The following is a 13,771-nucleotide window of genomic DNA, read 5'->3' as shown; positions in this document are numbered from 1 at the left end:
GGCTACGCCCCCAGCAGGGATTGTCCGCAAACGCGCAGGGTCTGGCCGGTGATCCCCGCGGCACCCGGACTGCCCAGGAACGCCACCGCGTCGGCCACATCGTCCGGATGCCCGCCCTGGGAGAACGCATTCAGCCGGCGCCCACCCTCCCGGACAGTGAAGGGCATGGCCGCGGTCATCTGCGTTTCGATGAATCCCGGAGCAACCGCGTTGCAGCCGATCCCGCGCGGGGCGAGCCTGCGCCCCTGTGCGGCGACGTAGGCGATCAGCGCCGCCTTGCTGGCCGCGTAGTTGGTCTGCCCCACGTTGCCGGCAATCCCGCCGATGGACGACAGGCATACGATCCGGCCACCCGGCCGGACCAGATCCTCCACGTCCAGAAGCTGCCCGTCCATGGCCAGGACGGCCTCCAGGTTCACTGCCAGCACGGCATCCCACTCATCCCGGCTCATCCGTGCCAGGGTCCGGTCCCGGGTCACCCCGGCATTGTGGACCACCAGGTCCACACCGCCCGCCATCGTGCGCAGCACCGCTGCGGTCTCGGCGGGGGTGCCGGGCGCGGTGATGTCCACCGCCAGGGCCCCGCCGCCCAGCTCACTGGCAAGCGCCTGGAGTTCGGCGTCGACCGCCGGCCGGTCCAGGCACAGCACCTGCGCCCCCTCGGCGGCAAGCCGCCTTGCGGTGGCCGCCCCGATACCCCGGGACGCGCCGGTCACCAGTGCCGTTTTTCCGCGCAGGGACCCCGCCAGAGGCACGGCGTGACCTTCAGCCGGTGAGTCAACCGTCAGCGGCTGCCCGTCCACGTACGCGGCCCAGGGTGACAGCAGCCACTGCAGCGGCGGCGCCAGCATGGCCTCGCTGCCGGGCCGCACGTAAATCATGTTGGCGGCGGCCTGGCGACGCCCCAGCTCCTTGGCAAGCGAACGCGTGACCCCTTCCAGGGCGCGCTGGGTTGCCGCCGCCGCGGGATCTGCCACGGACTCCGGGGGCACGGCCAGCACCACGACCCGGCCGTTGTGCTGCAGGCGCGGCAGTACGCCGTGGAAGAACGCGTATACAGCCCCCAGATCCGCGGGCCGTTCCAGCCCGCGGCCGTCGAAGACCAGCCCCTCCACCGCCTCCTGATCACCTGCCACAGACGCTCCCGCCGCCGTCAGCACCCCCTCGACAGCGGCCTGATCACGGTTCGGCGCCGCGCAGGCGACCCGCCGCCCCCCGAGCAGTGCATCGGCCCAGGGCTGGCGGGCGCGTACCAGTGGCGCGGGCGTCGGCAACCCCAGCGCGTCGATGCCCCGGCGCAGAACGGGATGGCGGCTCGCGCGAATCAGGTAGTCACTCATTCACCGCCTCCCGCTGATCGCCGTGCGCCCCGGCGCAGAACGCGTCGTGGAGCTGCGCATCCATGGGCTCGTAACCGCGCTGACGGTCCCGCAGCACATAGACCGGGTCGGGTACCGTCCGCGGATCGAAGCCTTCGCGCTTGAGGGCGGTTTTCTGGTATTTGAACGTGGTGGTGCTGTCGTGGCCGTCACGTACCCGCAGGAACAGCGGCACGGCATACTCGGGCAGCCGGGCGTGCAGGTGCTCGGCAAGCCCGCGACCATCCAGCGGCCTGCGGTCATCCACGAGCGTGAGGGAGGCCATGCCGGCCCGTCCCTCCGCATCCGGCACTTCGACCCCGTACACCACCGCCTCGTGAACCTGCTCATGGGCGTTCATGACCGACTCCACCTCGGTGGTGGCCACGTTCTCGCCTTTCCAGCGGAACGTATCCCCGAGCCGGTCCACGAACTGCACATGGCGAAACCCCATGGCGCGCACCAGGTCACCGGTATTGAACCAGCAGTCGCCACGGCGGAACCCGTCGCGCAGGAGTTTGCGCTCCCCCTCCTCCTCGCTGGTATACCCGTCGAAGGGAGACAGGCGGGTAACACGGGAGAGCAACAGCCCCGACTCGCCGGTCCGCACCTGCCGCAGCCGGCCTTTGCTGTCCCGTACGGGCTCCTCCGTGTCCGGGTCGTAGGCGACCACGGCGTAGGACAGCGGACAGAACCCGCAGGAGGCATCGACGTTGAAGCTGTTGGTGAACAGCAGATTGCACTCGCTGGCGCCGTAGAACTCATTGATATGGGGGACGCCGAAACGCTCGCGGAAGGCCTGCCACAGCTCGGGCCGCAGCCCGTTTCCAAGCACCACGCGCACGCCATGGCTGCGCTCCAGCGGATGCGCCGGCTGCTCGAGCAGGTAACGGCACAGTTCGCCGATGTAGCAGAACGCGGTGGCCTGGAAGGCACTGACCTCGTCCCAGAACCGGGAGGCGGAGAACTTCCGGCCGATGGCCAGAGTGGCCCCCGCGCTGAGTGTCGCCCCCCAGGCCAGGGTAATGGCGTTGTTGTGGTACAGGGGCAGCGGGCAGTAGAAGACATCGCTGCGGGCCATTCGCAGCGACGCCATGCCCACGCCCGCCATGGCCCGCAACCAGCGGCCATGACTCATGATGGCCGCTTTCGGCATGCCGGTAGTGCCCGACGTGAAGATGAGAAACGCCGCATCCTGGGTGCGCACGTCTTCACCCGCGGGCGGATCTTCGGCGGTCATGCCGGCGCACTCACCATCCAGGTCGCGGAGACCGTCGATCGGTGCGGCGTCACCGTCTGCAACCCAGAATACCCGCCCGGCCAGGGATGCGGGCAGGCGGTCACGCACCGACTCGAACGCCTCCCGGCATTCGGTCCCCACGATCAGGGCCCGGGGCTCGATCAGGGCCAGGCTGTGCGCCAGCACGTCGCCCTGCTGGTTGTAGTTCAGCAACCCGGCGACCCCGCCGAACTTGAGAGCGCCGGTGGCGGCCACCACAAGCTCCTTGCGGTTGTGCATGAGTACGGCAACGGCATCGCCCTTGCGGACTCCCTCCTGCTGCAGCAAGTGACCGATCCGGTTGGCCGAACCACTCAGATCGCGGTAGGTCAGCTCGCCACCGGCGTCACGCAGCGCGATGGCGCCGGGCCGCTTGCGGGCCCACTTCTCCACCATCCGGCCGATGGAACGGCGCTGACCGGAGCGGATCAGTGGCAGCAATGCCAGCCCCTTGTTGGCCGTGGGCAGCCGCGGGATGATCCGCAGCGCCCCGGCGGCCAGCTCGGTCATGCCGACACGTGTCTTCTCCTCCATGGGATCTCCTCCCTGTCATTGTGATCGCCGGGTGTCACCCGGCGTGGCGCGCGCCCGCCCCGGCTCCGTCTCGCCGGAACGCCAGCGGATCGCGGACGTACTCCGCATCGAAGTCGTCGGTGAGAATGGCCTCCCGGCGCAGGGCGTCATAGGCACGGATCGCGTCCGCATCCGCCGGGCCGATGATCTCCTCGCTCACGGCGGCTTCGAGTTGGGCGTCCAGATCAGCCCCGGTGATCCGGCCACGGGAGACCGCCTTGAGGAGACGCTCGTAGGCCGGGCCCACCGTCTGCAACTGCTCGAACGTCTCCAGCAGCTGGCCAGTGGGGTCGGTGGCACGATCCCCCACGTAGATGTGCCCGCGCAGGGCCTCGGAGACGGCATTCGGGCGCATCATGAGCTCGGACACCTGACCATTGAGCGCATCGGCGGGCCGCTTCCAGGGCTGGCCGAAGGGCAGCACCACCCACGCCAGCAACCGCCCCACGAGCGGTTTCGGATAGTTGCGGCAGAACGCGTCCAGCGCCTCGCCGGCTCGGCTCAGTGCGTGGTCAAGCGCCCAGCGGGCGTGGGGCAGGTGGTCGTCGGAATCACGCCCGTAGGTTTCGTAGTACTTGAGCACGGCCGTGGCCAGGTAGAGCTGCGAGAGGATGTCGCCCAGCCGCGCCGAGGTGGATTCCCTGAGCTTGAGGCTGCCCCCCAGGGTGCTCATGGCCACGTCGGAGCAGAACGACAGGGCGGCCGAGAGGCGCTCCACGTCCCGGTAATACCCTTTGAGGGGGCCGGTGACCGGGGCCCGCGCCAGCCTCGCGCCGGTGAGGGCCAGCCCCCAAGCGCGCACGCCACGGTTGACGGTGTAGCCGGCGTGGGCCCAGAACAGCCGGTCGAAACGCTCCAGGTTGTTGTCGCGGGTCGCCTCCATTTCCGGATAGACGTACGGGTGGCAGCGAATGGCGCCCTGCCCGAAGATCATCAGACTGCGGGTCATGATGTTGGCGCCTTCCACGGTGATGGCCACGGGCAGCAGCTGCCAGGGAATGGCCAGGTAGTTGCGCGGCCCCATGATCACGCCACGGCCGCCGTGGATGTCCATGGCGTCGGTGACCACCTGCCGCATCATCTCCGTGCTGTGGTATTTCAGCAGCGCGGTGATGACGCCCGGTGAGCACTGATCCAGGGCCGTTGCGGTCAGGGTCCGGCTGGCCTCGAGCGTGTAGGTCAGGCCGCCGATCCGGCCCATGGCCTCCTGGACGCCCTCGAACCAGCCGATGGACACGTTGAACTGACGGCGGATCGCCGTGTAGGCACCGGTGGCACCGTACAACCCCTTACCCGTGGCGGTCGCCAGCGCCGGCAGCGAGATGCCACGCCCGGCGGACAGGCACTCCACCAGCATGCGCCAGCCCGCGCCGGCCATGGCCGGGCCACCAATGATCGCATCCAGGGGCACGAACACGTTGCGCCCGCGCAGGGGGCCGTTCATGAAGGCGCCGCCGGGGTAATGCCGGCGGCCGATCTCCAACCCCTCGGCATCACCCGGGACCAGTGCGCAGGTGATGCCGTAATCCGTGGTCGTGCCGTCGCCGAGCAGCCCGTCCGGATCCAGCAGGCGGAACGCGAGCCCGATGACGGTGGCCACGGGAGCCAGCGTGATGTAGCGCTTGTCGAATGTGAGCTCGATGCCAAGCACCGACTCCCCATCGACCTGCCGACGGCAGACGACGCCGGTATCCGGAATGGCGCCGGCATCCGAGCCCACTTCAGGGCCGGTCAGGGCGAAGCAGGGGGTCTCCTCCCCGCGCGCCAGACGCGGCAGCCAGTAGGCCTGCTGCTCGGCGGTGCCGTAGTGCTGCAGGAGCTCGCCCGGCCCCAGGGAGTTGGGCACCATGACAGTCACCGCGGCGGTGACCGAGCGGGTGGCAATCTTGGACACCACCATGGACTGCGCCTGGGCGGAGAAACCCAGGCCGCCGTGCTCCTTGTGGATCAGCATGCCGAAGAATCCACGCTCGCGGATGAACGCCCACACCTCCGGCGGCAGGTCCTTGTCCTCGAAGTGGATCTGCCATTCGTCGAGCATGGCGCAGAGCGCATCGGTGTCCTCGTCCAGGAACCGCTGCTCGTCCTCCGTGAGCGCGACATAGGGCGTATCCAGCAGTTGCGACCAGTCGGGTCGCCCCCGGAACAGCTCCGCTTCCCACCAGGTGTCACCAGCCTCCAGCGCCTCGCGCTCGGTATCCGACATGGCGGGCAGCACGGCACGGAAGGCCCTGAACAGGGGCGCTGTCAGCACCTGCCTCCGCAGCGCGGAGACGTTGAGCAGCGCCGCCAGCGGCACCAGCACCAGCGCCCCGATCACTGCACCCACGGTCCCCAGCGGCCCCGCCAGCCATGTGACCATGAACGCCGCGGCAACCAGCGCTGTCAGAGTAATGAGGCGGGCGCCGCGGTAGAGGGCAACAAGAAAAAAAGCCAGCAGGGCGAACATGATGGCTGCGTACATTGTAGGCTCCGTTTTTGACAAGTAGTCTTTCCTGATAATGAATAGAGGATTGCGCTACGTCAACATGACGAGGCAGGCATCGACGGAGCGGCACCGGCTCATGGAGGCCTGATATGGCAAGGGCACAACGACGAGGGATCATCTACGCGGGCTGTGGCTGGCTGGCCTACCTTGGCCCCACGCCGCCGCTGAGCGCCCATGCGCACCCTGCGCTGGGGCTGTACGTGGGACTGGACGGACCGATCCGGGTCGGCGATGCGACCCGGTCCGTGCCGTTGCTGTGCGTACCACCGGAAACGGTAACACCGCCGATCACGCCGGACGGCCGGGAGATGGCCTTCCTGTTCCTGTCAGCGGAGCACCCGGCGTTTGCCGACGCCCGCGCCAGAACGGAGCGCAGCAGTTGCCACGAAACCCCCGGTCAGCTGCAGACGCTGGCGGCACTGCTGCGCGAGATCCGGCGCGAGCGCACCGGCGGCGACGAAGCCTTCACCCGGATCGCCGAGGCGCTGGCGCTGGAGGATACGCCCCCCACGCATTCCCGTCTCGAACGGGCGCTCGCCTGGCTGCGGGACCACCCCACGGACGAGCTCTCGCTGGAGGACGTTGCGCGGCACGTGCATCTGTCACCCCGGCGCTTTCAGACGGTGTTCCGGGAGGGGACGGGCATCCGTTTCCGCCGCTACCGGCTCTGGCAACGACTCCAGGCGGCCGCGGAGGAGCTTCCACAGTACCGGCACCTGACGGACCTGGCCCTGACGGCCGGGTTCGCCGACCTCGCCCACCTGAGCCGGTCATTCCGGGACATGTTCGGTATCGCGCCGTTCAAGGGGTTGCGCGCGGCAGGGCCATTCTCGTTCCGGCCAATCAGAAACCTGCATCCCCCGTCAGCGGGCCTCACGCACTGAGGCCGCCTTCCCGCGCGGACTGCAGCGGCCGCAACGGCGCCGCTTCGCCCCAGAGGCGGGCGAGTACGGGCTCGCCCGCTGCAAGATCGCCGGTACTCCAGAACCGGCTGCTGCCGCAGCGCTCCGCCGGGGCCAGAAGCCCGTGAAGCTGAAGCCGGCGCCGGACCTCGCGCGCCACCGCCGCCCCCGTGTCGACAATGGCCACGTCCGCGCCCACCCGCTGGCGGATGGCCGGGGTCAGGAACGGATAGTGGGTGCAGCCCAGGATGATGACATCGGCGCCAGCCGCCTGCAGCGGCTGCAGGTAGCGCGCCAGCAGCGCCCGGGCACGGTCGCCGTGCAGCTCTCCCGACTCCACCGCCGCCACCAGCCCGGGGCACGGTTGCGTGACCACGTGCAGATCGCCGGCGTACTGCTCCAGCAACGCCGCGAACCGGGCACTCGCAAGCGTCCCTTCCGTCGCCAGCACGCCCACTGTGCCGTTACGGGTCAGCCCGGCGGCGGGCTTGATGGCCGGCTCCATGCCAATGATGGGCACACGCCAGCGTTCCCGCAACGCGGTCACGGCGACGGCTGTCGCCGTGTTGCACGCGACCACCACGGCCTTGGCGCCCTGCTCCAGCAGAAAGCCGGAGACGGCCTGCGCCCGGGCGCGGATGGCATCCGGCGTCCGGTTACCATAAGGGACGTGCGCCGCATCGGCGACATAGAGCAGGTCCTCGCCGGGCAGCAGCGCGCGAATCTCGCGCAGAACCGACAGGCCGCCGAGACCGGAATCGAACACCCCGACGGGTGCGGTGGCCCGATTGGCGTGCGCGGTGGTCACGGATCAGGCCTCCAGGGCGGTCAGGAGGGTGGTCAGTGCGTCGCCGCAGGAGGCCTCGACCTTGATCGTCGCCTCACGGTCACCGCGCGTCTCACCAAGGTTCAGCACCGCCACCGGAATGCCCCGGGCGGCGGCGTGGCGAACGAACCGGTAGCCGGACCACACCATCAGGGAAGAGCCGACCACCAGCAACAGGTCCGCCTCGTCGAGGCGCGCGAATGCGGTAGCGACACGCTCGGGTGGCACCTTCTCGCCGAAGAACACCACTTCAGGCTTGAGCAGCCCGCCGCAGGAAGGACAGTCGGGGACACGAAACGTCTCGAAGGCGGCGGATTCCAGGTCGACGTCGCCATCCGGGGCCAGCTGCTCCGGCTCCACGTCCCAGCCGGGGTTCCAGTCCACCAGGGTGGACTGCATGGCATCCCGCGCCAGGCGGTGGCCACAGTCAAGGCACGCCACCACGTCCAGTCGCCCGTGCAGGTCGGTCACGGCACGGCTTCCGGCCCGCTGGTGCAGCCCGTCCACGTTCTGGGTAATCAGCCAGTGCAGATGGCCCGCCTGCTCCAGGCGCGCCAGCGCCTCGTGCCCGGCATTCGGTCGGGCCCGGCGCATCAGCGACCAGCCGGCCATGCTGCGGGCCCAGTAGCGCCGGCGCGCGTGGGCGCTGCGCTGGAACTCACGCAACTGGATCGGTGGCTTGCGCTTCCAGCCACCGTGGATGTCCCGGTAATCCGGAATCCCGGATTCGGTGCTCAGCCCGGCACCGGTAAGGACCAGGGGGCGCTGACTGGCACCCAGCATTCCCGCCAGACGCTGCAGTCCGGCCGGCTCACCGACGGTCATGGATGTGGCGGGCATGGCGCTCCTCGATTGACTGTGCAGCGGTCCGGGGCCGGCTAGTTCACCGACGGCCGGATCCCCTTGACCAGCTCCAGGTCTTCCCGCTCCCAGGGCGGCAGCGGGGTGAACTCGTCCACCAGGAAGTCCACGAACGCACGCACCTTGCGGGACAGGTGCCGCCCCTGGGGGAAGAGCACGTAATAGGCCGAACTCTCCTGCGTATACCCCGGCAGCAACTGCACCAGCTCACCACTGCGGATACGGGGGGCGACCAGCCACGTGGACAGGCGCGCCAGGCCGACGCCGGCCAATGCCGCCTCGTAAAGCGCACTGGCCGTGTTCGCGTGGAAGTTGCCGCGCACGTGGATGACACGGGGGCTACCGTCGTCGAACTCGAACTCCCAGTCGTTGAACCGGGACACGTTATAGAGCGTCAGGCAGTTGTGGTCCAGCAGCTCTTCCGGCGTCTGCGGCTCGCCGTTGCGCCGGATGTAGTCCGGCGACGCCACGATGATCCGCCGGTTCACCGCGAGCTTGCGCGCCACCAGCGAGGGGTCGTTGACCTGCTCCTGCAGCATGATGGCCGCATCCACTCCCTCGTCCACCAGGTCCACCTGCCGGTCGGTGAGCTCGAACTCCAGGTTGAGTTCGGGATGCCGGGAGAGAAACCGGTTGATGCGTGGCAGGACTTCACCCCGCGCGAACGCGGCAGTGCCCGTCACCCGCAGTGTACCGCGCACCTGATCCTGAAGGGAGCTGACCGCCTCCTCCGCTTCCTCGATCTGCACCATGATCCGCGAGCAGCGATCGTAGAAGTCCCGCCCCACTTCGGTGAGGCTGATGCGCCGGGTGGTGCGATTGAACAACCGGGCGCCAAGCCGGTCTTCCAGGCGCCGGATCTGCTTGCTGATCGCCGACGGCGTCATGTCCAGGGCGCGGGCCGCGGCGGAGAAACTGCCATCCTCCACACAGCGGACAAAGATCATCATTTCCGAAGCGCGATCCATCAGCCAAAGCCTCCTTTGATTATTGCCAGGCTGGAAAAACCCTTATGATAAAGACCGGTTTGTCTATTCGTGTAGATTTCGTTATGCTGCTTCGCAACATCGACGCAATCGTCTGAGCTGACACCGGGAGGTGACCATGAGGCGGCTTTCACGTTTTCTCCGCAAGAGTTTCCTTAGTCTGGGAGATGGTGACACGGCTACCCCCAGTGACGACCAGTCCCGGACTGCGACAGTGAGCCTGCTCGAATCCGAATTCGACAGCCGTGAAGCGCTGCAGACGGCGATCCGCGTCTGCGCTGGCCGCGACCCCTCCGGGCTGGCCTGAGTTCGACCGTAGTTCGGTGGGCCGGCATGGCAATGCAGCCCACCCGTGATGCTTCTCCTCCTCCTTCGTAGTCTCTACGAAGTTCGACGGGTTCCTACCGGGGCCCGTCTTTTTTTTGTCCGTCACACCGGTGTGGAAGGGCGCGACCTGGTCTGACCGATCATAAGGGTTATGACGCCTAAAAGGATGATTCACGGTGGATTTTCCACTATTATTCCGGAACATCGCGCAGGCGGACCGTTCCTCTCCCGCAGAGCCTTTCATCGGTGCCTGCCGATGGCCGTGAAACACCCTGGCAGCAGGGACGTTTCCGAGAGCACCCGATACAGGACGACCGGCCTGCGCGCCGCGTTCGTCCGTTTTGTAGTGCCATTCACGCAGTCAACACAGGAGGCCGTCATGCAGTACGATCCCATCCAGCAGCACACGCCGGCGGCCGAACAGCCGCATCTCGCCCAGGTTCGCCTGGAGGCGGACATGCTCCGGGGCGCCGTCATCGCCACCGGCATCCAGTACGTCATCCGCGCGATCCACACCGCGGCCATGCGGTTCTCGCGCACCGCCGCCTGAGCCATCGTGCCCCGGCAACGCCGCGACGGGCAACGTGACCGTCGCGGCCCGGCCGCATCAATAGGCCTGCAGCGCCTGGATCTCGTCACGCAGATCCCGCAGCAGCTCATCCCCTCCGAAATCCTCCCACTCGTCTTCGGACAGGTCTTCCCGAATCCCTTCAACCAGCTCGATACGATCCGACACCGCGCACCGACGCTGGAGCACGCGCTCGTGCGCCGCCCGGTGGCGCTGGGTCACTTCCAGCCCCCGTTCTTCAGCACCGCGCTCGATCTCCGGCCATTCGGCCGCGACCTCCTCGGCCGCACGATCGGCACAGCGCCCGTCGATCGCCTCCAGCGCCTGCTCAAGGCCCTCGCCGAACGCCGCCGGCGCGACAACCATGGCGCACAGGCAGATCACGCCTTTCCAGCCGGGTCCTGATCTCATGACTGCATACGCTCCGGAAACGCCTCGCGGGCATGCTTGAGCTTCGGCGCGATCACGAACTGGCAGTAGGGCTGGAACATGTTTGCGCTGAAGAAGTCCTGATGCTCCGTCTCCGCCGGCCAGAACGTAACGTCCGGCTCGATGGTGGTCACCACCGGGTGCTGCCACACGCCGCTGTCTTCTTCGCGACGGACCGCTTCCCGCGCCTGGCGCTCCTGCTCGTCATCCAGGGGCATGATGGTGGAGCGGTACTGCGTGCCCACGTCGTTGCCCTGCCGGTTGAGCTGGGTGGGGTCGTGGATATTGAAGAACACCTGCAGCAGCTCCGCGTAGCTGATGACGTCCGGGTCGAAGCGCACGCGGACCACCTCGGCATGACCGGTGGCACCACTGCACACCTGCTCGTAGGTGGGGTTCTCTCGCTCGCCGCCAGCGTAGCCGGAGACCACCTCGTGCACGCCGCTCAACTCCCGAAACACGGCATCCAGGCACCAGAAGCAGCCCCCGCCCAGAATCGCGGTCTGTTGCGTACTCATGATTGATCCTCGCCATTTCCAGCACTTGCGGGACGCCACGGCCCGTGCCCGTCTCCGGTGACCCGCCCCTCGTCACGCAGTTTCTCCAGATGCGCGCGCACCGAACCGAAGGCCACGCGCTGCAAGGCCTCCGGCACATGGGTGTAGATGCGGCCCACCAGCCCCGGGATCTGCGCCTCACCTGCACTGACCAGTTCCAGGATCATGCGTTCCCGTTCCAGCCGGTGCGCGATCACCGCATCGAGGACGTCGCGCGGCGGCCGTAACAGGCGGCCGTGACCGGGCGCGATCGCGTCCAGCGACAGCTCCCGCAGCCGGCGCAGGGAGCTCAGGTAGTCCTGCATGCAACCGTCCGGCGGGCTGATCACCACGGTGCTGCCATCCATGACCTGGTCGCCGGCAATCAGGATGCGGTCCTGCTCCAGCAGAAAACACAGGTGATCGGCCGCATGACCGGGCGTGTGCAGACAGTGCAGGGTGAAGTCGTCACCGTCGAGCCGGTCGCCGTCGTCAATGGCGTGATCCGCCGCAAGCGCATCATCGCGGATGCCCTGGAGCTCGTTGGGATGGGCCATGACCGGTGCATCGGTGATGGCCTGCAGCCGCCTTGCGCCGGGCGAGTGGTCCGGGTGGGCATGGGTGATGAGTATGGCGCGTATGCGCCCCTCCCCGGCGTCCGCCACGGCCTGGAGGTGCGCCTCGTCGTCCGGCCCGGGGTCCACCACCACCCGGTCGGCATCCCCCACGATCCAGGTATTGGTTCCCGGGCCGGTCATCATGCCCGGATTGGGCGCGGTGATGCGGGCGAGTCTTGGCGTGACGCGATACAGGCGGCCTGGCGCGAACTGATCTTCGGATTGACTCTGTTCCATGGCTGCAGCATACCTTACCAGAGACCCTGACCGTTCGTTCGCAGGAGAGGCGCACGCCCATGAACCGCACCACGGCAGAGATCGCCACGCGCCGCTACGCCCTGGTTCAGCGCCTGCTCCACTGGGCGGTCGCCGCACTGGTCGTGCTTGCCCTGGGGGTGGGCATGACACTGGGGACGCTCGGGCCGGAGGGCGCGCGGGATCAGTTCGGCACCCTCGCACCGGACATCCTCTACACCGGCCACAAGACGGCTGGCATCCTGATTCTGGTACTCATGGTCGTGCGGGTGATGCTGCGGGCGCTGGCCGGGAAGCCGGACTACTTCCGCCCCCTGGAGCCCTGGCAACGGGCACTGAGCAACACCGTGCACACGCTGCTCTACCTGCTGCTCATCACCATGCCCGTGCTCGGGTGGCTGGCGACGGCCGCCGGCGATTACCCGGTCAGTTTCTTCGGCGTGCCGCTGCCGGGGCTGATCGGCGTGGACGAGGCGCTGTCAGGCCGGCTGTTCTTCTGGCATGCGGTGGTCGGCTGGGCCATCCTGTTGCTTGCCTGCGTCCACATCGCCGGTGCGGTGTATCACTGGCGCTGGCGTCGGGATGGCGTCATGCAGCGCATGAGTCTATTCCGCTGATGCCGCATGGGCCTGCACTGCCGGAATCAGCTGATCGGCAACCAGTCGTTCCAGCTGCCGGCGATACGCACCCCCCGGCGATGGCGGATTCGGGTCGGAGATGAGCACCACGGTCATCCGCAGGTCCGGCACCACGTAGAGCATCTGGCCGCCGAACCCCCACCCGTAGTAGGCACGGTGCCCGTTCAGGTCCGTGATGAACCACCCGTACCCGTAAGCGTCATTGGTGAACCGGGAGCGGCCGCGGGGCGTCCAGGATGCGTCGATCCACTCCTCGGCCAGGATCCGCTGGCCGCCGATCTCGCCACCGAGCCGATAGAGCTCGCCGAACCGGGCCAGCGCCCGCGGGCTGAGACGCATCTCGTTGCCGCCGAAATGCACGCCCTGGGGGTCGCGCAGCCAGTCGGGAACGCGGATGTTCAGCGGTGCACCCAGCCAGCGCCGGGCGAGCTCCAGGGTGGTCTGACCCGACTGCTCGACCAGGGCCGCCGACAGCAGATGGGAGTTTCCCGTGGAGTACCGCATGCGCCCGCCGGGCTCGCCCACCATGGGTCGACGCAGCGCGTCCGCGACCCAGTCGCTGCTGGCCACCCAGGTGCCGTAGTTGGCACCGGACGTCCGCTCCAGCCCGGACTGCATCGACAACAGGTGGCCGATGGTAATGTCCGCCACCGCCGGGTCGGCGTCCGGCGGCAGCCGGCCACCCAGGGCATCGGCGATGGACTGGTCGACGCCGGTCAGCACGCCCTCCTGGATGGCTGCGCCCACCAGTGCCGAGAGCACGGTCTTGGAAACGGACTTGATGTTGACCGGGGTCTCCAGATCCCCGCCCTGGAACACCCGCTCGATCCGCGGCTCCCCATCCACCAGCACAAGCAGGCTGTGCAGACGTTCCATGGATGCCGCAGACGCCTCCACGCGCTCGAGGCGGGTCTCCCCCGCGCTGACGCCTGCAGCAACACCGAGGATCACCAACCCGACAGCCACGCCGATCCACCTGACCAGGCGCCGCGGAGTCTCGCGCAAGCATTGATCAAACGTCATGCCGTCTCAAGCACTCCCGTGGTGCGCAACCGGCACTACCGGGCCCGGTACCGGTGCAGGTAGCATACGCAGCATCCCCATGTCGGCGGCACGCCGTCAGGGTAT

14 protein-coding genes are annotated in these 13,771 nt (G+C 68.1%); 4 read left to right on the top strand and 10 right to left on the bottom strand.

What is annotated here, in order from left to right:
- Nucleotides 1-2: 2 nt before the first annotated feature.
- From BMZ02_RS12315 to BMZ02_RS12305, 3 genes are read right to left on the bottom strand one after another with little or no spacing between them, the layout of a single operon-like run.
- Nucleotides 3-1,340, bottom strand: coding sequence for a 3-oxoacyl-ACP reductase (locus BMZ02_RS12315; protein ID WP_091644274.1), 1,338 nt, complete (start codon nucleotides 1,338-1,340; stop codon nucleotides 3-5).
- Nucleotides 1,333-3,171 carry a long-chain-acyl-CoA synthetase gene (locus BMZ02_RS12310; RefSeq protein ID WP_091644272.1) on the bottom strand — a complete coding sequence of 613 codons (1,839 nt, stop codon included), beginning with the start codon at nucleotides 3,169-3,171 and terminating at the stop codon, nucleotides 1,333-1,335. Before BMZ02_RS12310 ends, BMZ02_RS12315 begins: the two co-directional genes overlap by 8 nt.
- A gap of 34 nt (nucleotides 3,172-3,205) precedes the next feature.
- The gene (locus BMZ02_RS12305) at nucleotides 3,206-5,674 is read right to left on the bottom strand and encodes an acyl-CoA dehydrogenase (RefSeq protein ID WP_091644269.1); all 2,469 of its coding nucleotides are present in this window, start codon (nucleotides 5,672-5,674) and stop codon (nucleotides 3,206-3,208) included.
- Between the two features lie 113 nt (nucleotides 5,675-5,787).
- Here BMZ02_RS12305 and BMZ02_RS12300 point away from each other — a divergent pair, with 113 nt between their 5' ends.
- Nucleotides 5,788-6,582, top strand: a complete 795-nt coding sequence (locus tag BMZ02_RS12300) for a helix-turn-helix domain-containing protein (RefSeq protein ID WP_091644266.1) — start codon at nucleotides 5,788-5,790, stop codon at nucleotides 6,580-6,582.
- Here the strand turns inward: BMZ02_RS12300 and murI are convergent.
- From murI to BMZ02_RS12285, 3 genes are read right to left on the bottom strand one after another with little or no spacing between them, the layout of a single operon-like run.
- Nucleotides 6,572-7,408: a glutamate racemase gene (gene murI / locus BMZ02_RS12295; RefSeq protein WP_091644263.1), complete on the bottom strand. Its 837-nt coding sequence runs from the start codon at nucleotides 7,406-7,408 to the stop codon at nucleotides 6,572-6,574. The genes BMZ02_RS12300 and murI overlap by 11 nt on opposite strands.
- A 3-nt stretch (nucleotides 7,409-7,411) precedes the next feature.
- On the bottom strand, nucleotides 7,412-8,266 hold the full coding sequence (locus BMZ02_RS12290) for an NAD-dependent protein deacetylase (RefSeq protein ID WP_091644261.1): 855 nt from the start codon (nucleotides 8,264-8,266) through the stop codon (nucleotides 7,412-7,414).
- 38 nt (nucleotides 8,267-8,304) lie between these two features.
- Nucleotides 8,305-9,255 (bottom strand): LysR family transcriptional regulator, encoded by a 951-nt coding sequence (locus tag BMZ02_RS12285; RefSeq protein WP_091644258.1) that lies wholly within the window; start codon nucleotides 9,253-9,255, stop codon nucleotides 8,305-8,307.
- Nucleotides 9,256-9,391: 136 nt separating this feature from the next.
- On the opposite strand from BMZ02_RS12285, the gene BMZ02_RS12280 reads away from it, so the two are divergent.
- Nucleotides 9,392-9,580, top strand: a complete 189-nt coding sequence (locus BMZ02_RS12280) for a hypothetical protein (RefSeq protein WP_091644256.1) — start codon at nucleotides 9,392-9,394, stop codon at nucleotides 9,578-9,580.
- A gap of 399 nt (nucleotides 9,581-9,979) precedes the next feature.
- Nucleotides 9,980-10,150 (top strand): hypothetical protein, encoded by a 171-nt coding sequence (locus tag BMZ02_RS19035; RefSeq protein ID WP_171909918.1) that lies wholly within the window; start codon nucleotides 9,980-9,982, stop codon nucleotides 10,148-10,150.
- 57 nt (nucleotides 10,151-10,207) lie between these two features.
- Here the strand turns inward: BMZ02_RS19035 and BMZ02_RS12275 are convergent, their stop codons facing one another.
- Genes BMZ02_RS12275 through BMZ02_RS12265 form a run of 3 tightly spaced genes read right to left on the bottom strand, consistent with a single transcriptional unit; the run spans nucleotide 10,208 to nucleotide 11,987 of the window.
- A complete protein-coding gene (locus BMZ02_RS12275) occupies nucleotides 10,208-10,579 on the bottom strand; it encodes a hypothetical protein (protein ID WP_139209206.1) in 372 nt (123 codons plus the stop codon).
- The gene (msrA, locus tag BMZ02_RS12270) at nucleotides 10,576-11,115 is read right to left on the bottom strand and encodes a peptide-methionine (S)-S-oxide reductase MsrA (protein WP_091644250.1); all 540 of its coding nucleotides are present in this window, start codon (nucleotides 11,113-11,115) and stop codon (nucleotides 10,576-10,578) included. The genes BMZ02_RS12275 and msrA overlap by 4 nt, the downstream gene beginning before the upstream one ends.
- Nucleotides 11,112-11,987: an MBL fold metallo-hydrolase gene (locus tag BMZ02_RS12265; protein WP_091644248.1), complete on the bottom strand. Its 876-nt coding sequence runs from the start codon at nucleotides 11,985-11,987 to the stop codon at nucleotides 11,112-11,114. Before BMZ02_RS12265 ends, msrA begins: the two co-directional genes overlap by 4 nt.
- Before the next feature lie 59 nt (nucleotides 11,988-12,046).
- On the opposite strand from BMZ02_RS12265, the gene BMZ02_RS12260 reads away from it, so the two are divergent.
- Nucleotides 12,047-12,622 carry a cytochrome b gene (locus tag BMZ02_RS12260; protein ID WP_091644245.1) on the top strand — a complete coding sequence of 192 codons (576 nt, stop codon included), beginning with the start codon at nucleotides 12,047-12,049 and terminating at the stop codon, nucleotides 12,620-12,622.
- Here BMZ02_RS12260 and BMZ02_RS12255 read toward each other — a convergent pair.
- Complete coding sequence (locus tag BMZ02_RS12255) at nucleotides 12,611-13,666, bottom strand: serine hydrolase domain-containing protein (protein ID WP_091644243.1); 1,056 nt, start codon at nucleotides 13,664-13,666, stop codon at nucleotides 12,611-12,613. The two genes, BMZ02_RS12260 and BMZ02_RS12255, sit on opposite strands and share 12 nt — an antisense overlap.
- Nucleotides 13,667-13,771: the final 105 nt, after the last annotated feature.

The sequence above is a fragment of the Aquisalimonas asiatica genome (genome assembly GCF_900110585.1).
Classification (GTDB): Bacteria; Pseudomonadota; Gammaproteobacteria; order Nitrococcales; family Aquisalimonadaceae; genus Aquisalimonas; species Aquisalimonas asiatica.
Note: the sequence above shows the minus strand (reverse complement) of the source record. Positions and strands in the feature narration are given on the sequence as shown.